The sequence below is a fragment of the Microbacterium sp. MF43 genome (assembly GCF_012847295.1).
Classification (GTDB): domain Bacteria; phylum Actinomycetota; class Actinomycetes; order Actinomycetales; family Microbacteriaceae; genus Microbacterium.
Genome location: NZ_JABBDY010000002.1, coordinates 432210 through 452392, shown reverse-complemented (window position 1 = coordinate 452392; position 20183 = coordinate 432210). Strand labels below are relative to the sequence as shown.

20 protein-coding genes are annotated in these 20183 nt (G+C 70.3%); 7 read left to right on the top strand and 13 right to left on the bottom strand.

What is annotated here, in order from left to right:
- Positions 1 to 20: 20 nt before the first annotated feature.
- Genes HF323_RS06435 through HF323_RS06420 form a run of 4 tightly spaced genes read left to right on the top strand, consistent with a single transcriptional unit; the run spans position 21 to position 2417 of the window.
- Entirely contained in the window at positions 21 to 698 is a 678-nt protein-coding gene (locus HF323_RS06435) for a TetR family transcriptional regulator (RefSeq protein WP_169581748.1), read from the top strand.
- Positions 695 to 1102: a hypothetical protein gene (locus HF323_RS06430; RefSeq protein WP_169581747.1), complete on the top strand. Its 408-nt coding sequence runs from the start codon at positions 695 to 697 to the stop codon at positions 1100 to 1102. Before HF323_RS06435 ends, HF323_RS06430 begins: the two co-directional genes overlap by 4 nt.
- Entirely contained in the window at positions 1099 to 1716 is a 618-nt protein-coding gene (locus HF323_RS06425) for an SRPBCC family protein (RefSeq protein WP_223169213.1), read from the top strand. The genes HF323_RS06430 and HF323_RS06425 overlap by 4 nt, the downstream gene beginning before the upstream one ends.
- The gene (locus HF323_RS06420; protein WP_317451012.1) at positions 1713 to 2417 is read left to right on the top strand and encodes a DUF4166 domain-containing protein; all 705 of its coding nucleotides are present in this window, start codon (positions 1713 to 1715) and stop codon (positions 2415 to 2417) included. The genes HF323_RS06425 and HF323_RS06420 overlap by 4 nt, the downstream gene beginning before the upstream one ends.
- Before the next feature lie 55 nt (positions 2418 to 2472).
- Here HF323_RS06420 and HF323_RS06415 read toward each other — a convergent pair whose 3' ends face one another.
- From HF323_RS06415 to HF323_RS06385, 7 genes are all read right to left on the bottom strand, one after another.
- Complete coding sequence (locus HF323_RS06415; RefSeq protein ID WP_169581746.1) at positions 2473 to 3954, bottom strand: MFS transporter; 1482 nt, start codon at positions 3952 to 3954, stop codon at positions 2473 to 2475.
- Between the two features lie 245 nt (positions 3955 to 4199).
- Positions 4200 to 4553, bottom strand: coding sequence for a Fe-S protein (locus HF323_RS06410; protein ID WP_169581745.1), 354 nt, complete (start codon positions 4551 to 4553; stop codon positions 4200 to 4202).
- Positions 4554 to 4601: 48 nt separating this feature from the next.
- Entirely contained in the window at positions 4602 to 5081 is a 480-nt protein-coding gene (gene ribH / locus HF323_RS06405; RefSeq protein WP_169581744.1) for a 6,7-dimethyl-8-ribityllumazine synthase, read from the bottom strand.
- A complete protein-coding gene (ribA, locus tag HF323_RS06400) occupies positions 5078 to 6349 on the bottom strand; it encodes a GTP cyclohydrolase II (protein ID WP_169581743.1) in 1272 nt (423 codons plus the stop codon). The genes ribH and ribA overlap by 4 nt, the downstream gene beginning before the upstream one ends.
- Entirely contained in the window at positions 6346 to 7017 is a 672-nt protein-coding gene (locus tag HF323_RS06395; RefSeq protein ID WP_169581742.1) for a riboflavin synthase, read from the bottom strand. Before HF323_RS06395 ends, ribA begins: the two co-directional genes overlap by 4 nt.
- Positions 7017 to 8042 carry a bifunctional diaminohydroxyphosphoribosylaminopyrimidine deaminase/5-amino-6-(5-phosphoribosylamino)uracil reductase RibD gene (ribD, locus tag HF323_RS06390; protein WP_169581741.1) on the bottom strand — a complete coding sequence of 342 codons (1026 nt, stop codon included), beginning with the start codon at positions 8040 to 8042 and terminating at the stop codon, positions 7017 to 7019. Before ribD ends, HF323_RS06395 begins: the two co-directional genes overlap by 1 nt.
- Before the next feature lie 297 nt (positions 8043 to 8339).
- A complete protein-coding gene (locus HF323_RS06385; RefSeq protein WP_169581740.1) occupies positions 8340 to 9299 on the bottom strand; it encodes a sugar-binding domain-containing protein in 960 nt (319 codons plus the stop codon).
- A 94-nt stretch (positions 9300 to 9393) separates the two neighbouring features.
- Here HF323_RS06385 and HF323_RS06380 point away from each other — a divergent pair, with 94 nt between their 5' ends.
- Positions 9394 to 11109, top strand: coding sequence for a glycerol-3-phosphate dehydrogenase/oxidase (locus HF323_RS06380; RefSeq protein ID WP_169581739.1), 1716 nt, complete (start codon positions 9394 to 9396; stop codon positions 11107 to 11109).
- Positions 11110 to 11184: 75 nt separating this feature from the next.
- Positions 11185 to 12723 carry a glycerol kinase GlpK gene (gene glpK / locus HF323_RS06375; RefSeq protein WP_169581738.1) on the top strand — a complete coding sequence of 513 codons (1539 nt, stop codon included), beginning with the start codon at positions 11185 to 11187 and terminating at the stop codon, positions 12721 to 12723.
- A gap of 77 nt (positions 12724 to 12800) precedes the next feature.
- Here the strand turns inward: glpK and HF323_RS06370 are convergent, their stop codons facing one another.
- Together HF323_RS06370 and HF323_RS06365 are read right to left on the bottom strand one after the other, a co-directional pair.
- Entirely contained in the window at positions 12801 to 13673 is an 873-nt protein-coding gene (locus tag HF323_RS06370; protein WP_169581737.1) for an Fpg/Nei family DNA glycosylase, read from the bottom strand.
- Between the two features lie 33 nt (positions 13674 to 13706).
- Positions 13707 to 14273 (bottom strand): GNAT family N-acetyltransferase, encoded by a 567-nt coding sequence (locus tag HF323_RS06365; protein ID WP_169581736.1) that lies wholly within the window; start codon positions 14271 to 14273, stop codon positions 13707 to 13709.
- Between the two features lie 223 nt (positions 14274 to 14496).
- Here HF323_RS06365 and HF323_RS06360 point away from each other — a divergent pair, with 223 nt between their 5' ends.
- Positions 14497 to 15375 carry a type IV toxin-antitoxin system AbiEi family antitoxin domain-containing protein gene (locus tag HF323_RS06360; protein ID WP_169581735.1) on the top strand — a complete coding sequence of 293 codons (879 nt, stop codon included), beginning with the start codon at positions 14497 to 14499 and terminating at the stop codon, positions 15373 to 15375.
- Positions 15376 to 15494: 119 nt separating this feature from the next.
- Here the strand turns inward: HF323_RS06360 and trpS are convergent, their stop codons facing one another.
- From trpS to HF323_RS06340, 4 genes are all read right to left on the bottom strand, one after another.
- Positions 15495 to 16499, bottom strand: coding sequence for a tryptophan--tRNA ligase (trpS, locus tag HF323_RS06355; RefSeq protein WP_169581734.1), 1005 nt, complete (start codon positions 16497 to 16499; stop codon positions 15495 to 15497).
- Positions 16500 to 16569: 70 nt separating this feature from the next.
- Positions 16570 to 17418 (bottom strand): exodeoxyribonuclease III, encoded by an 849-nt coding sequence (locus HF323_RS06350; RefSeq protein WP_169581733.1) that lies wholly within the window; start codon positions 17416 to 17418, stop codon positions 16570 to 16572.
- 61 nt (positions 17419 to 17479) lie between these two features.
- Positions 17480 to 18940, bottom strand: a complete 1461-nt coding sequence (locus HF323_RS06345; protein ID WP_188241657.1) for a YihY/virulence factor BrkB family protein — start codon at positions 18938 to 18940, stop codon at positions 17480 to 17482.
- Between the two features lie 9 nt (positions 18941 to 18949).
- On the bottom strand, positions 18950 to 20182 hold the full coding sequence (locus tag HF323_RS06340; RefSeq protein WP_169581732.1) for an MFS transporter: 1233 nt from the start codon (positions 20180 to 20182) through the stop codon (positions 18950 to 18952).
- Between the last annotated feature and the right edge of the window lies 1 nt (position 20183).

The following is a 20183-nucleotide window of genomic DNA, read 5'->3' as shown; positions in this document are numbered from 1 at the left end:
TCGTACGCTAGTTTCTGAACATGTCCAGTTCTGAGGGTCGCACCACCAAGAAGAGCGCCCGCACGCGTGGGCTGATCCGGGATACCGCGCTCCGGTCGTTCCGAGAGCGCGGCTACGACGACACGACGATCCGGCTCATCGCTCAGGAGACGGGCGTCTCGGTCGGCACCACGAACTACCACTTCGCCTCCAAGAACGACCTCGTGCAGGAGCTGTACCTCGAGGTGCAGGAGGCTCACCGCGCGGCGGCTGAGCCGCTCCTGGCCCAGACCGATGATCTGATCGAGCGCCTCGGGATCGTGTACCGGACCGGCCTCGACCAACTCGAGCCCTACCACCGCTTCGCGCCGGAGTTCCTGTCGGCGGCCGTCTCGCCGCGCTCGTCGATCAACCCGCTGGCGGGAGAATCCGCGGAGTCCCGCGACATCGTCGTCGGGCTCTTCCGGGACGCGGTCAGCGAGGCCAAGGATAAGCTCCCCGCCGAGTTCGACGCGGACCTGCCGGCGGCGCTCATGCTCGGACACCTCCTCCTCGCTCTGTTCTGGGTCTACGACACGTCGCCGGGCCGTGAGCGCACCCACCTGCTGCTCGATCGCGGGCTCCGCCTGCTGAAGCTCTCTCTCCCGCTCGTGCGCCTGCGGGTGCTGCGCAAGCCTCTTCGCGAACTGCTCGACCTGATCGCCGAGGTGCGGGCATGAGCGCCGACGAGGTCGCTGTCGCCGGCGGCGCGCCGCTCCAGGCGGCGCCGGACGTGGGACTGTGGCGCGAGCGCTGGTTCCGCGTGCTCACGATCCTCAACATCAGCCTGGTCGTGGCCTCCGCGTTCGTGGCCGTCGGTTTCCAGACGCGCCTGCTCGACGGACCGCTGGCGTGGCTGGGCTTTCTCTTCCCTGTCGTCCCAGTGACCGTCGTGGCGCCGATGGCCTCGGTGGCGATCGTCCTGGCGGCTGCCGCGTTCTCCTCGCTCGGAGTGATCGTTCACCGGCAGAAGCGGGTGCGCTTCCTCCGTGCGTTCACGGTGTGGGGGACCATCGCCCTGATCGGCCCGTCACTCCTCGCTGCGATCTGGTTCCTGCTCGCATCGCTCGGGTCGCCGACGTGAGTGCCGCTCGGCGTCTCGCGCCGATCTTCGTCGAGATCCGGATCCGTGCATCGCTCGAACGGGTGTGGGAGCTCACCCAGGACCCGACCCCGCACGCCCGGTGGGATGCCCGGTTCAGCAGCATCACACCGATCGAATCGCTCGAGGGAGGCGGCATCCGATTCCGCTATGGGCGCCGGCTGGGGCCGCTTCGAATCACCGGCACCGGCACGACGATCGGCGAACGCGACAGGCCGGACGGCACACGCACGTCGGCCCTGCGCTTCGACGCCGACAGCCTCTTGTCGCCACTGGGGCCCGGGCGCGGTTACTGGCGCTACCGCCGGGACGGCGACCACGTCGTGTTCACGACCGGATACGACTACGTGCCGAGCTGGGGCCGGTGGGCCGATCTGGTCGTCCGCCCGCTCATCGGATGGGCGACCGCCTGGAGTTTCGATCGGCTGCGCATCTGGGCAGAGTCCGGGACGCCGCCGGAGCGGTGGCCGTTGCGGTCTGCACTCTCCGTGTGGCGACGGGACCGTCCGCGCGCCTCTCGCTGCACCCGGCGGCCGCAGCATCGACGGGTCATGGACGACGCGCCCGCCACACTGAGCGAGCTGGTGTACCCGTGAGCGCGCTGACCTCGACCATGACGCGAGTCGACACGTCGGTGTTCGCCCGAGCGATGGGCGCGGACTTCGCGCGCCTGCACCCGATGTTGCAGCGCCGGTTCGGCGTCGGCCTGGATGCCGGGTACGCGTGCGTCGGTCACGGCACGATGTTCCGCATCCGCCGGGGGCCGTCGTGGACGGTCCCCTTCCTCCAGCTCGGACGATTCCGGAACATCCTCGTTCCCGAATCCGGCGAGGACGTGCCTTTCACGATCGAGAACTTCCCGTACCGGGACCCGTTCGGCCGCGAGACCGTCACCTTCGTGCGGCACTTCCGGATGCCGAGTGCCGTGCGCCGTTTCGATGCGACGATGATCCTCGGCTCCGACGGCCGCATCATCGACTACCTGGGCAGCCACCAGCACCTCGCCGTCGACCTCGAGCTGACGGCCGAGCCGGACGGCAGCCTGCTGCTGCGCTCGGGTGCGCAGCGGTTCTTCGAGGGTCCGCTCGCGTTCCGGTTCCCGATGCTGTTCAGCGGCACAGCGGAGCTTCGCGAGAGCTTCGATGACGACGCAGGCGTGTTCCGCATCCGACTCGAGGTCCGCAACCGCGCGTTCGGCTTTCTGTTCGGCTACGAGGGCGACTTCCGCTGCGACTTCCCGGTGGCGGTCGACGCACCGCGCCATGTGCGACCCATCCGGCACGAACGACGCGAATGACGACGGATGCCGCGACCGGGTGTGGGCCGCGGCATCCGGTGGTCGTCGACCGAGGTCAGAGCGATCCGGTCGTTCCGACGCCCAGGTCGGCGTCGTAGTCGACGTCCTTGGTCTCCGGTGCGAGGAGCAGGGCGATGAAGGTCAGCACGCCCATGGCGGAGAGGTAGATGCCCACCAGCCACGGGCTGCCACCGGCACCCGCCCACAGGGCCACCGCGACGATCGGGGCGAGCGCGGCGCCCAGGATCGACGAGAGGTTGTACGACACCGCCGAGCCCGTGTACCGAACGTTCGTCGGGAAGAGCTCGGGCAGCACCGCGCCCATCGGACCGAAGGTCGACCCCATGAGCATGAAGCCGAAGATGAGGAAGGCCTGCGCGAGTGCTCCCGTGAACTTCGGATCGGCCTGCGGCACCAGGAACAGGTTGAACGTCAGACCGAAGACGATGATCAGACCGGTCACCCAGAGCAGGAGCTTGCGACGCCCGATGGCGTCGGCGATCGGGCCCGACAGGAGCGTGAAGATCCCGAAGAAGACGACGCCGATGATCTGCATGATCACGAAGTCCGTGTAGCCGAAGCCGAGCCCGGGGTAGAACTGCGCGGCGAACTCGGCTGCGTCGAACGGCTTGCCCGCCGCCTCGGCGGCCGCCTGTGCCGCTGCAGAGGCGGTTTGGAGGTCAGCAGCCTTCGTGCCGTACGACAGCGTGAAGTTGGTCATCAGATAGAACAGCACGTACGTCGCCAGCATGATGAACGTGCCGAGGATCAGGTGCCACCAGTGCCGGCGCACCACCGTGCCGAGGGGGAACCTGCGGATCGCGCCCTTCTCCTCCGCCTTGACGAACGTCTCGGACTCGACCAGGCGCAGGCGCACCCACAGCCCGATGACGACCATGACGGCCGAGAAGAGGAACGGGACGCGCCAGCCCCACGCGAGGAACGCCTCCGAGCGCTGGCCGGCGCCGTCGGGGTGCGGCAGCAGGAAGTTGATCGCGAGGAACACCGAGTTGGCGATGATGAAGCCGAGCGGTGCGCCCAGCTGCGGGAACGTCCCGTACCAGGCGCGCTTGCCCTTCGGAGCGTTCTCGGTCGCGACCAGCGCGGCGCCCGACCACTCGCCGCCGAGCGCGAAGCCCTGCGCGAGGCGGAGGACGAGCAGCAGCAGCGCCGCCCACCACCCGATGTCGTTGAAGGTCGGAAGGCAGCCGATGAGGAACGTCGCGATGCCCATCGTGAGCAGGGACGCGACGAGCGTCGCCTTGCGGCCGAAGCGGTCGCCGAAGTGACCGAAGACGATCGCGCCGAGCGGGCGGGCGATCATGGCGGCGCCGAAGACGCCGAACGAGGCGAGCAGGGCCGTCGTGTCGTTGCCGGTGGGGAAGAACAGGATCGGGAAGACGAGCACCGCGGCGGTCGCGTACACGTAGAAGTCGTAGAACTCGATCGTCGTCCCCACGAGGCTCGCGGTGATGACGCGGGACCGGGGGTTCGCGGGGACGGTCGCCGAAGAGGCGGAGGTGGTGGGGGAAGACATGAACAACCTGTCGAACACGTGACGGAGCGTCCTCGTGGGACGTGCGGTGGGCGGCCGCCGACGCAGGGTGACGCATCAGGCGGCACTGCGCTGGGTCACCGCGGCCCGAGCGAGTTCACGCGGGCACAGTCATCGAGTCTATCCGCGCGTTCGCGCCGAAGGTCCGGAACGCAGAGGAGCGGATGCCCCGACCCGGCGTGGGCCGAGGCATCCGCTCTTCGTGTCGTGTGTCTTCGTGTCGTGTGTCAGCGCCAGAGCACAGCGATCGCGGCGTTCGCGAGCGTCAGCACGCCGATCGACCAGAAGAGAGCCGGCGGCACCTTCCCGGTCTTGCGCTGGCGGCCGGCGCCGATGCCCAGCAGGGCGCCGATGACCACGAGGATCACCAGCTTCACGCCGATCTTGACATAGTTGAGCTCGTACTCGATGCCCCACGGAGCGGCGAGGATGAGGCCCGCGAGGCCCGCGATCGCGAGGCCCCAGCTCATCAGTCGCGTGATGCCGCGGTGGCCGTTGACGAGCTCGACGACCCACGCTCCGAACAGGATCGCGAATCCGACGAGGTGGAACAACAGGACGAGGTGGCGAAGGAACTCCATGCTCGTGAGGCTAAGCCCGCCGGCGCTCTCGCGCCAGCAAGGACGGCCTCACACGCCGCGCAGGTCGCGCAGCACGAGCGCCGTGCGGATGGCGGCGTCCGCCGCCTCGGCGCCCTTGTCCTCCTCTGAGCCGGGAAGACCGGCACGGGCGATGCCCTGGGCCTCGTCATCCAGTGTCAGGACTCCGAATCCGACCGGCTTGCCGGTGTCGAGTGCGACGCGGGTGAGGCCGTCGGTCGCCGCCGACGAGACGAACTCGAAGTGGGGCGTTCCACCGCGGATGATCACGCCCAGGGCGACGACCGCGTCCGCGCCGGACTCGAGAGCCGCTTTCGCCGCCACGGGAAGCTCGAACGAGCCCGGCACGCGCACGAGGCGCCAGGAAGCACCTGCCGCGTCGAGGGTGCGCTGGGCTCCCGCGATGAGTCCGTCCGAGATCTCGTCATGCCAGGTGCCCGCGATGACCACGACCTCGAGGCCGGTCCCGTCGACCGACGCCACCTGCCGGGGTGCGCCCTTGCCGCTCAACGCTCGGCTCCTTCGTGCATCTGGGCGAGGGCATCGGCGAGGTCGTCCTCGTCGATGATGTGACCCATGCGGTCGCGCTTGGTGGCCAGGTACTGGTGGTTGTTCGGGCCCACGCCGACGAGGAGCGGCACCTGCTCGACGATGTCGAGACCGAACTCGCGCAGCTGCTTGACCTTGTCGGAGTTGTTCGTCAGGAGGCGCACCTTGTCGACGCCGAGGTCGGCGAGGATGCCCGCCGCGGCGGCGTAGTCCCGCGCGTCGGCGGGAAGGCCCAGCGCGAGGTTCGCGTCGACCGTGTCGAGGCCGCGCTCCTGAAGGGAGTACGCGCGCAGCTTGTTGATGAGCCCGATGCCCCGGCCCTCGTGGCCGCGCATGTAGATGACCACGCCGCCGTCCTGCTCGATCGCGTCGAGGGCGGCATCGAGCTGCGGGCCGCACTCGCACTTGAGCGAGTCGAAGGCCTCACCCGTCAGGCACTCGGAGTGCACCCGGACGAGCGGAGCGTCGCCGATCTCGCCCGAGATCACCGCGAGATGGTCGGTGCCGGTGACGCGGTCCTTGTACGCGAGGAAGCGGAACTCGCCGTGCGCGGTCGGGACGAGCGCCTCGGCACGAAGGCTCACGCGGCGCTTGTGCGTGTGCTGCTCCGCGTCGACAGGCTCGTGCTCGTCGAGGTAGGCGATGAGCTGCTCGATCGTGATGACCGGGACGTTGTCGCGCTCGCCCAGTTCGATGAGACCGGGCAGACGCATCATCGACCCGTCCTCGGCCACGACCTCGGCGATCGCGCCGACGGGCTGAACGCCCGCGAGCCGCATCAGCTCGACAGCGGCCTCGGTGTGACCGCCGCGCTCGCGGACGCCGCCGTCCACCGCTCGGAGGGGGAGGATGTGGCCGGGACGGATGAGGCTCGTCGGGACGGAGTCGGGGTTGGCGAGCACATTGAGCGTGTGCGAGCGGTCGGAGGCGCTGATGCCGGTGGACTCGCGGTCAGCCGCGTCGACGCTCACCGTGTAGGCGGTGGCGCGGGCGTCCTGGTTGTTCTCGACCATGGGCGGCAGATCGAGGCGGTCTGCCCAGTCCGCGGGCATGGGCGCGCAGATGAAGCCGCTCGACCAGCGGACCGTCCACGCGAGCCACTCCGGGGTCGCGAGCTGAGCCGAGAGCACGACATCGCCCTCGTTCTCACGGTTCTCATCGTCGGCGACGATCACGGGCCGGCCGGCGCGGATCGCGTCCAGGGCCTCGGGGATGGTGGCAAGGCTCATTCGGAGCCTCCTTCCGTCGATGCGGCCGCAGCCGCGGGGAGTTCGGGGGTCGCGGCCGGCGCGAAGGCCAACAGCCGCTGGACATGGCGGGCGAGGATATCGGTCTCGAGGTTGACGCGGTCGCCGGCGACGCGGTCCCCGAGGGTCGTGGCGGCGAGGGTCTCGGGGATCAGCGAGACCTCGAACCAGTGGACGCCGTCCGAAGGGCGGGCCGGGCTCGCGGCGCTCACGGTCAGCGAGACGCCGTCCACGGCGATGGAGCCCTTGTCGACGACCAGCGGCGCGAGCTCGGCAGGCAGGCCGACGCGCAGCACCCGCCATTCGGCGCCGGGGCGCACCTCGAGCACCTCGCCCGTGCCGTCGATGTGGCCCTGGACGATGTGCCCGCCGAGGCGGCCGTGCACCGCGGTGGCGCGCTCGAGGTTGACGACGCGTCCGGCCTCGACGCCCCGCAGCGTGGACATGTCGAGGGTCTGTCGCATGACATCGGCGGTGAACCACTCGTCGCCCTGGTCGACGACCGTGAGGCACACGCCGTTCACCGAGATCGAGTCGCCGTGCGAGGCATCCGATACCGCCTTGGGTGCCCGGACGGTGAGGCGCACGCCGTCGCCCGAGGGCTCGACGGCCGTGACCTCGCCGATCTCTTCGACGATTCCGGTGAACATCAGCTGACTCCTTCGGTGGCGGGGGAGGCGACGATCAGCAGGTCGTCGCCGAGGCGCTCCACGCGCGTGGTCGACAGGCGGAGAGCCTCGTCGATGGTCGTGACGCCGACATCGCGCAGCGCGAGACGATCGCCACCGAGCAGCACGGGCGCGACGTAGACGAGGTACTCGTCGGCGAGTCCCTCACGAATGAAGGACGCCGCGACGGCGGGTCCGCCCTCGACGAAGACACGATGCACGCCGCGGTCACGCAGATCGTCGAGCGCGGCGGTGAGGTCGCCCGGGTACTGGACGAGGGGGAGCGGATGCCTCCGCACAGCGGCGTCGGCAGGAACGTCCCGCTGCCCGAGCACCACGGGCATCGGCTGCTGGGGGTAGAGGACGCCGTCCTCGGCGCGAGCCGTGAGGGCGGGGTCATCGGCGAGCAGTGTGCCGGTGCCCACCACGATCGCGTCTGCGCTCGCGCGCCGGCGGTGGACGTCTGCGCGGGCCGACGGGCCGGTGATCCACTGGCTGGTGCCATCGGCGGCGGCGGCGCGGCCATCGAGGCTCTGCGCCCACTTGACGGTGACGTGCGGGCGGCCGAGCCGCTGCACGGTGAGCCAGGAATCGAGGAGCGCGTGCGCCTCGTCGGCGAGGACGCCGGACTCGACCTCCACGCCCGCCTGACGCAGGCGGTCCCCACCGCCGCTCGAGCCGGGGTTGGGGTCGGGGATCGCGAAGACCACCCGGGCGACGCCGGCGGCGATGAGAGCCTCGGAGCACGGACCGGTGCGGCCGGTGTGGTTGCACGGCTCGAGCGTCACGACCGCGGTCGTTCCGCGCGCGTCGCCGGGCGCGAGCTGCGCCAGGGCCGCGACTTCGGCGTGCGGCGTGCCCGCGCCACGGTGCCAGCCCTCGGCGACGATCTCGCCGGCCGGTGAGATGAGCACGGCCCCGACCTGCGGGTTCACCCCGCGCGGGCCTTTCAGCGCCAGTGCCAGGGCGCGACGCATCGCGTCGTGCTCTGCCGTGGTGGCCGTCATCCGTGTGTTCCCCTGTCTTCACCTCGCGGTGTTCCGGGGCACGGGAAGCCGACGACGCGTATGGCGTCGCCCGTGCTGCCTCCCATCCGGACTAGCGACGTGGAACGTCGCATCACCGTCGGTTCCGGAATTCCACCGGATCGGCCGCGGCGGCATCCGATCGGATGCTGATGCCTTGGCTCGCGGACTGTCACCGCCGGTTCGGATTCTCACCGACCCCGGAGCACGTTGATGCTCTCGAGTGTAGTCAACGCCCCGGACGCGAGATCATTCCATGTCGACGAATGAAGATCGGCGTCAGTCGGTGAGCGCTCTGGCGACCGCCTCGTCGACGACGAGGTCGGTGGCCAGTCCCGCCGCCAGTGCCCCGCGCAGGCTGGCGACCTTGGATACGCCGGACACGATGCACAGTCGCCGGGGGACGCGCCGCAGCACGTCGAAGTGCGGACCGGTGGCCCGCTCGTTCAGCGCGATGCGGTCGCTCGACCCGTCGGCACGGAAGAAGACCGTCGCGACGTCTCCCACCACGCCCTCGGCATCGAGCGCGGCGAGCTCCTTGGCCTCGAGGTAACCGCCAGAGTACACGTGACTGGGCACGCGGGAGTCTGCGGAGCCGGTGCTGAAGACGACGAGATCCATCGCGCCCTGCATCGCGAGGATGCGGCGTGTGCTCCGCTCCCGCCACATCGCATGTTTCGTGCGGGGATCGTCGAAGAATGCCGGGACCGGGAACTGCTGGGCGCTGCCGCCGTAGGCGGCGGCGAAGCGGCTCAGGATCTCGCTCGCATAGAGGAGCCCGGTCGTGTAGGTGTTGCCCGATCCGTTCAGCTGGACGAACGCCGTGCCGTGAACCGGCTTGGGGAGCAGTCGACGGCTGACGGCCGCCGTCGTCGATCCCCACGCGACGCCCACGGTCATGTCGGGCTGGACCAGTTCGTGGAGGAGATGCGCGGCGGCCACCGCCACGCGCTCGAGCCGCTCGACGTCGGTCGCGTCGTCGGGCACCGGGACGACGTGCGCGGTGACCCCGAAATGCTCGGCGAGCCGCTCTTCGAGGAGCTGCGGAGCCTCGAACGGAGAGCGGATGCGGATGTCGACGATGCCGGTGGCGCGAGCGTGCGTGAGGAGCCGGGACACCGTCGAGCGGGAGGTGCCGAGCTCGCGGGCGATGGCCTCCATCGTGCGGTCCTGCACGTAGTAGAGGTGCGCGGCTGTGAGCGCGCGCTGCACGGCGCGATCGCCGGAGAGATCGTCCATCCTCCCAGTCTTGCACATATGTGCATACGGCCTGCAAGGACGTCCAGCGGTGCCATCATGGTGTCACGGGCATCGAGAGCACGAACGGGGAATCATGGCCGCGGGCACCACACGAGCATTCAGCGCACTGAAGGATCGGCCGTACGCCGACGTCCTGGTCATCGGCGGCGGCATCAACGGCCTCGCGACCTTCCGCGACCTCGCGATGCAGGGAGTGGATGTCGCGCTGGTCGACCAGTCGGATTTCGTGAGCGGCGCCTCCGCGGCATCCTCCCACATGATCCACGGCGGCATCCGGTACCTCGAGAACGGCGAGTTCCGGCTCGTCCACGAAGCGGTCACCGAGCGCAACGCGCTCCTGCGCATCGCGCCGCACTACGTGCGGCCGCTCCAGACCACCATCCCGATCTTCTCGACGTTCTCGGGCGTCCTGAGCGCACCGCTGCGATTCCTGCGCCACGGCGGCGGCAAGCACCGCGAGCGCGGCGCCGCGCTCATCAAGATCGGCCTCGTCATCTACGACTCGTTCTCGCGCGGCGGTGGCCGGGTTCCCCGCCACACGTTCCGCGGCCGCAAGCGCTCGCTGACGGAACTGCCCGCACTCAACCCCGACGTCAAGTACACGGCCACCTACTGGGATGCGTCGCTGCACGATCCCGAGCGGCTCGCAATCGACGTGCTCCGTGACGGCCGCGCCGCGGGAGGCGACCGCGCCCGGGCGGCGAACTACACCGCGGCCGTCGGGGCGCAGGACGGCCGTGTCGTGCTGCGCGACACCGTGACCGGCGAAGAGGTGCCGTTCGCGGCATCCGTCGTCGTGAACGCCTCGGGCCCGTGGACCGACCTCACCAACTCGGCCCTCGGCGACCCCACCCGCTACATGGGCGGGACCAAGGGCTCGCACATCGTGCTCGACAACCCGGAGCTGTTCGCAGCCACCGGCGGGCGTGAGCTCTTCTTCGAGAACGCCGACGGCCGCATCGTGCTCATCTACCCGCTCAAGGGGCGCGTGCTCGTCGGCACCACCGACCTCGAGCACGACATGGGCGACCCCATCGTGTGCACCGAGGCCGAGGTGGACTACTTCATCGACCTCATCGGCCAGGTGCTGCCCCGCATCAGCGTCGACCGCTCGCAGATCGTCTATCGCTTCTCGGGCGTGCGGCCCCTGCCCGGGCATGGCGACCTCGCACCGGGCTTCGTGTCGCGCGACTATCGCGTCGAGTCCGCACCGCTCGAGGGTGGGGATGCCACGGTCCTCAGTCTCGTCGGCGGCAAGTGGACCACGTTCCGGGCGTCGGCGGAGCACCTCGCCGACCGCGTGCTCGACCTGCTCGCGCGGCCGCGTCACCGGTCGACGAAGAACGTCCCCATCGGCGGCGGGAACGGATACCCGACGACCGAGCGCGCCCGCCAGCAGTGGATCAGCCGGCACGCGGACGGGCTGCCGCACGCACGCGTGGCGACGCTCCTCGACCGCTACGGAACCGTCGCCGCGGCGGTGATCGAGGCCATCGTCGACGACGCGGACGACGCCGCGCTGACGCACGCTCCCGCCTACAGCACGGCTGAGCTCCGCCACCTCGCGGCGGGCGAGGACGTGGTGCATCTCGACGACCTGCTACTCCGCCGCACCAGCATCGGATTCGTGGGTGAAGCGACCGACGCCGCGGTGCGCGAGATCGCCGAAGCCGTCGCACCCGTGCTCGGCTGGGACGCCCGACGGGTCGCCGCCGAGGCGCGGCGCGGGCTCGAACAGGTCCATGCCGCCGACCCGACGTGGGCCGAGGCATCCGCTTCCTCGCGATAACCTGACCCCCACCGGGCGCGCCGGCGCCCCGGAGCACCCGTGCGGGCGGCGAAGCCCGCGAGGAAGGAGACGGCGTTGGCCGATCACGTTCTGGCGATCGATCAGGGCACCACGTCGACGCGGGCGATCGTCTTCGACTCCGGCGGGGCGGTCGTGTCCGTCTCGCAGCGCGAGCACGAGCAGGTCTTCCCCAAGGCGGGATGGGTCGAGCATGATCCGGTCGAGATCTGGACCAACACCGAGTGGGTGATCGCGTCGTGCCTCTCGCGGGCGGGGGTCGGGGCATCCGAGATCGCCGCCGTCGGCGTCACGAACCAGCGAGAGACCGCGATCGTGTGGGATCGCCGCACCGGACGCCCCGTCCACAATGCGATCGTGTGGCAGGACACCCGCACTCAGCCTCGCATCGACGAGCTCGCCCGGGACGGCGGGGTGAACCGATTCGCCGAATCGACCGGCTTGCCCCTCGCGACCTACTTCTCCGCCTCGAAGGTCGCCTGGATCCTCGAGAACGTGGCGGGGGCGAGGGATGCCGCCGAGGCAGGTCACCTGGTGTTCGGAACACCCGACACCTGGGTGATCTGGAACCTCACCGGCGGCGCACGCGGAGGCATCCACGTCACCGACGTCACCAACGCGTCGCGCACGCTCCTCATGGATCTGCGCACCCTCGACTGGTCCGACGAGCTGCTCGCGGTGTGGGGGATCCCGCGGTCGATGATGCCCGAGATCCGGTCGTCGTCCGAAGTCGTCGGCACCACGGCGCTGCCGGACGTCCTGCACGGCACGCCGATCGCGGGCATCCTCGGCGACCAGCAGGCCGCCACGTTCGGCCAGGCCGCCTTCGACGCGGGGGAGTCGAAGAACACCTACGGAACCGGCAACTTCCTGCTGGTGAACACCGGCACCGAGATCGTGCGGTCCGACAGCGGACTCATCACGACCGTCGCATACCGGTGCGAAGGTGAGCCGGCCCGCTACGCCCTCGAGGGATCGATCGCCGTGACGGGCTCCCTGGTGCAGTGGCTGCGCGACAACCTCGGCATCATCCAGCGCTCGGAGGACGTCGAGACCCTCGCCGCCACCGTCGACGACAACGGCGGGGCGTACTTCGTGCCCGCGTTCTCGGGCCTGTATGCGCCGTACTGGCGGCCCGACGCCCGTGGCGCGCTCGTCGGCATGACGCGCTACGTCAACAAGGCGCACATCGCCCGCGCCGCCCTCGAATCGACGGCGTTCCAGACACGCGACGTCATCGAGGCCGTCACGGCCGACACCGGACGCGACCTCGCTGAGCTGCGGGTCGACGGCGGCATGACCCGCAACGACGCCCTCATGCAGTTCCAGGCGGACATCCTCGGCATCCCGGTCGTCCGCCCGAAGGTCGTCGAGACGACCGCTCTGGGAGCGGCCTATGCGGCCGGACTGGCGACCGGTGTCTGGACGGGACGCGACGCCCTGCGCGCCCACTGGCAGGAGGACGTCCGGTTCGAGCCGCGCATGCCCGAAGAGGAGCGCGAGCGCCGGTACCGGCTCTGGAAGAAGGCTGTCTCGAAGTCGCTCGATTGGGTGGACGACGACGCGCGGACGCTCATGGGCACGACGGGGCATTAGCCACCGCCGGTGGCGGGGCGCGCTCGCGGTCGTCGAGCGAGCCGGAGGTGAGACGAAACGCCCCCGGTGGCGGGGCCCTACTTCAGCAACCGCGACAGCCGCCGGTCGGCCAGGATCTTGCCGCCCGTCTGGCACGTCGGGCAGTACTCGAGGGAGTTGTCGGCGAAGAACACGCTGCGCACCTCGTCGCCGCACACCGGGCACTTCTCGCCCCGGCGGCCGTGGACCTTCATGCCGCGTCGCTTCGCATCCTTGAGTTCGGCGGGCGGCTTTCCGGATGCCTCGGCCACCGCCTCGGTGAGGGTGTCGGTCATCGCCGCGAAAAGGCGATCGACGTCGGCGTCGTCGAGGCTCGAGGCCAGGGCGTACGGCGACATCTTGGCCGCGTGGAGGATCTCGTCGGAGTACGCGTTGCCCACGCCCGCGATCGTGGCCTGATCCCGCAGGACGCCCTTGATCTGCGTGCGACGGCCTTCGAGCAGGCCGGCGAGCGTCTCCCGCGTGAAGGCCGGATCGAGCGGATCGGGACCCAGACGTGCGATGCCGGGCACGTCGGCCGGCTCTCGCACGACGTAGACGGCGAGCGACTTCTTCGTGCCGGCCTCGGTGAGGTCGAAGCCCGAGCCGTCCGACAGCGCGACGCGCAGCGCGATCGGCGTCTTCCCGGGGCGGATGAGAGTCGTCGGCAGCTCGTCGTAGAAACGCAGCCATCCCGCCTTGGCGAGATGGAACACCAGGTGCGGCTCGCCGGATGGTCCAGACGTCGCCATGTCGACGAACTTGCCGTGACGCGCGACGGCGGTGATGCGGGCACCCTTGAGAGCGTCGACGGGAGGGTCGTACGTCTTGAGGGCGGCGATGTTGGCGACCGACACACGCGTCACCTCGAGGCCTGTCACGCGTCCGCCGAGGAACTCGACCAGCCCTTGCACCTCAGGCATCTCCGGCATGGGGCCATCCTGCCACGCGGTGGCGACGCGGGATCAGTTCTCGAGGACCGGCCAGGGCTGCGGCATCCGCTCATCGCCCTTCACGAGTCCCGCGATCCAGCCGTCGTCGCGATGCTTCGCGTTCGCCAGCGCCTGGCGAAGGAGCCCCTCGTAGCGGAACCCCAGCGCACTCGCGACACGTGCCGACGCGACGTTGCCGACGACGGCTCGCCACTCGATGCGGGTGAGGCTCGCGCCCTCGGCCGAGAAAGCCCAGTCGATCACGGTGTCGGCCGCTTCGCGCAGCCGACCACCGCCACGAGAGTCCGGCGCCATCCAGAAGCCGATCTCACCATTGCCGTCGCCCTCCAGGCGGTACAGGCCGATCGTGCCGATGAGCTCGTCGTCCTCGCGGATGCCCCACGTCAGGTGGCGCCCTGCCTCCCAGTCCTTGGGTACCTGCGCGACGAAGGCCTCGGCGTGCGTGCGCTCGTAGGGGTACGGGACGGGCGTGTAGCGCTGGATGCCGGGGTCCTGGCACGCGGCGAAGATCGCGTCGACGTCCTCTTCGCGGGGGAGGGAGAGCTCCAGCCGCGCACTGCGCAGGGTCACCGGTTCCATCGGCCCAGGCTATCGCCGGGCGGGCGTCCGTCGGCGGCGCGCGCCCGCGGACGGGGTGTGCACAAGTCCTGCCGGAAGGGTGGCTGCGGCCCTCGACGAACGCGCGCGGTCACTCGAGGAGGAGTTGTGCACCGGTTCCTCCTCAGCCGCCGCCCCCGGCAGTTTCTCCCAGGTGGCAGCGGCCGCGCGCCGTCGGGCTCCGGGGCTTCGCCACGGTGGCAGCATGACACTCGCAGACTTGGTGCCCCCGCTGCTCACTTACGCCGAGCTTCGCCGCAGGGGTCTGAGCAGAAGGCAGATCGGCCGCGCCCTCGCCGACGGTCGACTGCTTCGCGTGCGGAAGGGCAGGTATCTGGCCGCACCCGCAGACCCCAAGGCCGTCGAGGCGGCAAGGGCTGGCGGCCGGCTCGATTGCCTCACCCTGCTTCGAGGACTCGGAGTCTTCGTCCACGCGCATGACGATCTCCACTTCGTGGTCCCGGCCGGGTCGAGCAGGCTCTGCCCGCCGCCGGCCGGATCGGTGCGCCACTGGCGTCGGCCGTCCGAGACGGCGCGCGCGATCCTCATCGAGGCTCTCGCGCAGGCGTGTCGTTGTCAGTCGGTGCCCGCTGCCATCGCGACGCTCGACAGTGCGTGGCATCGCGGTCTCATCGGCGAAGACGACCTGGACGACGTCTTCGAGCTTCTGCCTGGTCGATACCGGGCACTCCGCCCGCTTCTCGATCGGCGATGCGAGTCCGGCCCCGAGTCGCTCGTCCGGCTCATGCTCCGACGGCTCGGGTGCCGGTTCACGCCGCAGGCGCAGATCCCGGGAGTCGGGCGGGTCGACTTCCTCGTCGACGGCTGGCTCGTCATCGAATGCGACAGCAGGGAGTTCCACTCCGATTGGGTCACCCAGCGGGCGGACTACACGCGCAATCTCGCCGCGGCACGACAGGGTCTGGTGATCTTGCGGATCACCGCGGAAGACATCCTGTTCCGTCCGGATGACGTCTTGCTGGCGCTGCGGGGAGCGATCTCGGCACGCGGGGTCATCCGACGCGTGCAGAACTCCCCTTCAGCACGCGTGCGGCGAACCGGAGCCCTCTCGCTGGCGCGGTGAGAAGGAGTTGTGCACGCGCACCCGCCTCAGCGGAGGGTACAGTCCCACAACCGGGGCCTGGACGGCAGCGCCGGGATCGCGTCCGGCTCAGGCCCGGCGGCGCCGGGATCGCGTCCGGCTCAGGCCCGGCGGAGCAGGCCGACCTTGTCGTACACGTCGGCGAGCGTCGCGTCGGCCACGGCATCGGCCTTCGCGGCGTTCGCGGCGAGGACCCGGTCGAGCTCCGCCGGGTCGGCGAGCAGGTCGAGCGCGCGCTGGCGAACGGGACCGAACTCCTCCACGACCACCTCGGCGAGCCCCTTCTTGAAGTCGCCGTAGCCGCGTCCCGCGTACTCGTCCTCGATCGCCGCGATCTGCCGGCCGGTCAACGCGGCATAGATGACCAGCAGGTTCGAGACGCCGGGCTTGTCCTCGCGGTCGTAGCGGACCGAGCCCTCGCTGTCGGTCACGGCGCGCATGATCTTCTTCGCGCTCACCGATGGCTCGTCGAGCAGCCACAGCACACCGGCATCCGATTCGGCCGACTTCGACATCTTGGCCGTCGGATTCTGCAGATCGAAGATGCGCGCCGTCTCCTTCTGGATCACCGGCGTCGGCACCGTGAACGTCGTGCCGTAGCGGCTGTTGAACCGCTCGGCCAGGTCACGGGTCAGTTCGACGTGCTGCTTCTGGTCGTCGCCGACCGGCACGACGTCGGTTTGGTAGAGCAGGATGTCGGCGGCCATGAGCACCGGGTAGGTGAAGAGGCCGACAGAGGTCGCCTCCGACCCGTAGCGCTGCGACTTGTCCTTGAACTGGGTCATGCGCCCGGCCTCACCGAAGCCGGTGATGGTCGACAGGATCCACGCCAGCTCCGCGTGCGCGCGGACGTGCGACTGCACATACAGCGTCGACTTCGACGGCTCGATCCCCGCCGCGATGTACTGAGCCGCGGTGCGGCGGGTCTTCTCGCGAAGCTCGGCGGGGTCGTTCGGCTGGGTGAGCGCGTGGAGGTCGACCACCGAGAAGAACGCGTTGTACGACTCCTGCAGATCACGCCACTGCAGCAGCGCCCCGATGTAGTTGCCGATCTGGAGGGAGTCGGCGGAGGGCTGCATTCCGGAGTACAGGCGCGGTTTGCTCACCCGTCAATCCTAGGGTCCCGCCACAGCTCACCCTCCCGCGCCCGATGCCGGGGGAGCGGATGCCTGGGCGTCACGCGCCGATGGCGTAATCCGCGACGACGGGGGAGTGGTCGCTCCAGCGGGTGTCCCAGGAAGGGGCCCGCACGACGCGGTAGTTCGACACCCGTTCGGCAAGGGCCGGGGTGGCGAGGTGGTAGTCGATCCGCCACCCGCTGTCGTTGTCGAACGCGCGACCGCGCATGGACCACCACGTGTACGGGCCGTCGATCTCGCCGTGCGCAGCGCGGCCGATGTCGACCCAGCCGAGCCCGGTGCCGGTCGTTCCGTCGACGCAGGCGACTTCTTCGCCGGCCGCTCCGAGGAAGCGGTCGAAGTAGGCGCGCTCGCGCGGGAGGAAGCCCGCTTTCTTGACGTTGCCCTTCCAGTTGCGGATGTCGAGCTCGCGATGCCCGACGTTGAGGTCGCCCATGACGACAGCGAGCGGCGAAGACAGCTCGATCTCGGGCATCCGCCTCTCCATCGCGTCGAGGAAGGCCCACTTGGCGTCCTGGCGCGGCGTGTCTGCCTCGCCCGTGTGCACGTACGCACTCACGACCGTGAGGCGCTCGCCGTCGATGTCGAGGTCGGCCTCGATCCACCGGCCCGCCGAGTCGAGCGGCTCCGGACCGAGGACTCTGCGGACCTCGACCGCCGGCATCCGCGTGGCGATGGCGACCCCGGCGCGGCCCTTCGCGAGCGCCTCGTCGTTGACGAGCTCCCAACCCGGGAGTGCGCTGCCGAGCTCCTCGAGGGTGGCGCGCACCTCCTGCAGCGCCATGACGTCGACATCGGCCTCGTCGAGCCACTCGATCATGCCCTTCCGCGTGGCAGCACGGATGCCGTTGACGTTGACGGAAGCGATGCGGACGCGGCGTGGCACGCCCTTCAGCCTAACGTCGGCCCCCGACACGCTCCGCGGGGAGGACAGCAGTCGAGGGGTTTCAGGAGCCCCCGCCGCTGTCGTCCGAACCGCCCTCGTGGAGGCCCGCAGGCGGTGCCGGATGCCCCGGCGCCGCCGTCTTCGCAGGCTTCCGGCGGCGTCGTGTCTCCGCCGGCGCGGCGCCGGTCGCCGCAGACGCGCCCGACGCCCCGTTCTTCGCCGCCGGGACCGCGCCGTTCTTCCCCGCCGGGACCGCGCCGTTCTTCCCCGCCGGGACCGCGCCATTCCTCGCAGAGCCGAGCGGCGTACGCCGCGGCGGCGGAGCAGGCGGGGTGGCCGCTTCCACCTGACGCAGCTCCTCCTCGGCCTCCTTGACCGCCCGGTCCGCGAACGGGACCCGCCACCATTTCGCCTGCACGCGCGCGTCCTTCGCCGTGCGCAGGCGCACCTGCGCGGCCAGGAGGAGCGCGGCGTGCTCGGCGGCGAGCCGCTCGGCCTCGGTCTGCGGGAGCAGGGCGAGGTTGCGGTCGCGGGCGGCCACCGCGACCCATGACGCCGCCACCAGAAGCACGATCCCCATGAGCCGGAACCACAGCAGCATCCCGATGAAGAAGGCGAATCCGGCCAGCAGCGGGTTGGACGGGGTGTAGCTCAGCAGCAGTCCGGCCGCGAGCTGGAGGATCGACAGGCCGATGCCGCCGATGATCGCACCCGGCCAGATCCGGCGCCACGGCAGCTTCGTGCCTGTCAGGAACCGGAAGAGACCCACCAGAGCGGTGGACGTGACGACGAAGCCGATGAAGAGGGAGCCGATCCGGACCGTCACGTCCATCAGGGCGCTGGCGTTCTGCCACCCGAGAAGCGAGAACACCCAGTTGACGGTGAGGTCGCCGACCGAGCTGAGCGCGGCACCGAGGATGAGCGCCGCGCCGAAGATGAGGGCGGCGAGGAGGTCGCGGGCCTTGAGCAGGAAGTAGCTGCGCCGGTCCGGGGGGATCGCGAACAGCTCGCGGACCGCCCGACGCGTATAGGTGACCCAGTCGATCGCCGTCCAGATCAGGGCGCCGAGGGCGATCACACCGGTCCAGCCCAGCACCCCCGCGCTCGTCGACGCGATCTCCTGAACCTGCTCGGGGGTGGCGAAGCTGCTCTCGGGGGAGATCAGCCCGGGGATGTAGCTGTTGATGAGATCGATGATGCCGTTGACAGCCTCCGGGCTGCCGCCGAGCCACAGTCCGATGATGGCGAACACGAGGTACACGGCGGCGAAGCAGGCGAACAGCGCGACGTAGCTCACTCCGGCCGAGAGCAGGAACCCGTTCTCGACGAGGAAGTTCCGCCACACCCGCACCGGAAACCAGGCCATCGTCACCTCGGTCAGGTGCGTGGCCCGTGAGATCGGGGTGTCGAAGCGCTCGCGCAGATTGTGCTCGGTCTGCTCCCACCGCTCGCGCAGCGACTCCTCCTCGCGCTGGGCGGCGTCAGCCGTCGCGCGGGCGTCCGGCGAGGGCGTCTGCGTCACGTTGTCAGATTAGCGACTGCCCTCGCCGGGCGTGGGATCGGCGACGGCGGGGACCGGCCGACGCGGCATCCGGAATCTCGGCACGGCGAAGAGGATCGCGGCGAGCGCGATCGCCGGAAGGAGGAAGGCCGGCCCGAGGCCGGGGCCGCCCGCGAGCACCCCGAGGGCGACGGCTCCCACGATGGCGCCGGCGTAGTTGAAGAGGTTGACGCGTGCGATGACCTGGTCGCTGTGCGCCGGGGCGAGCTCGCCCGCCGCGCCGAACGTGACGGGGATCAGCACCCCGGCACTCACCCCGGTCACGGCGAATCCGATGATCGCCGCGGCGGGGAACGGCAGCAACGCGACGACGAAGCAGCCGAGGGCGGAGACGGATGCCGCGATCGCGACCAGACGCGCGCGACCGACGACGGGGATGAGTCGATCGGTCGCCAGGCGCGTCACCAGCACGACCGCCTGGTAGGCGGCGTAGCCGATCGGTGCGATCCAGAGGGGAGTGGCGAGGTCGTCCTGCAGGTAGACGGCGCTCCAGGTGCTCACCGACGAATCGGCGACGAACACGGCGAGGATCACGAGGCCGAACACCCAGATGCCCGCGCGCGGGAGACGTGTCCGCTCCGCGGGCGGGAGCGCGACGTCGATCGGCACCTCGCGGGCGAAGAACCGCAGACCCGTCAGCGCGACTCCGAGGGCGATGCTCGCCGCGCACACCAGCGCGACGCCTGCGCCGATCGCCGAGAGAGCCACGCCCGACACCAGGAGCGCACCGGCGATCGCTGCGGCCGTCGCGGCCGCGAAGAAGCCGCCCAGCAGGTGGCGACCGTACGATCGTTGGACGGCGACGCCCTGCATGGCAGCCGCGGCGTCGACGCACCCGAGCCCGACGCCGAACACCGCGAAGGCCGCGCCGAACACCGGGAACGGCGTCGGCAACGCGATCACCGGAAGCGCGGACGCCTGGATCAGGAGTCCGAGCGCGAGCGCCGTGCGGCTGCCGAATCGTACCGCGATCGCGTTGGCGATCACCGAGCCGAGTGCGGCCATCAGTGCGACGCCCAGCACGATGATCGTGACGACGTCGTCTTCCACGTCCTGCCGCGCCTTGAGCGCGGGCAGCGAGGTCACGATGACGGCGTACCCCAGACCCTGCGCCGCATATGCGGCCGTCACCGCGGCGCGCGAGGAGCGCAGGGCGGGATCTGCCGAAGCGGAGAGCGCGTCGTTGCGCAGAGACTCGGTCACA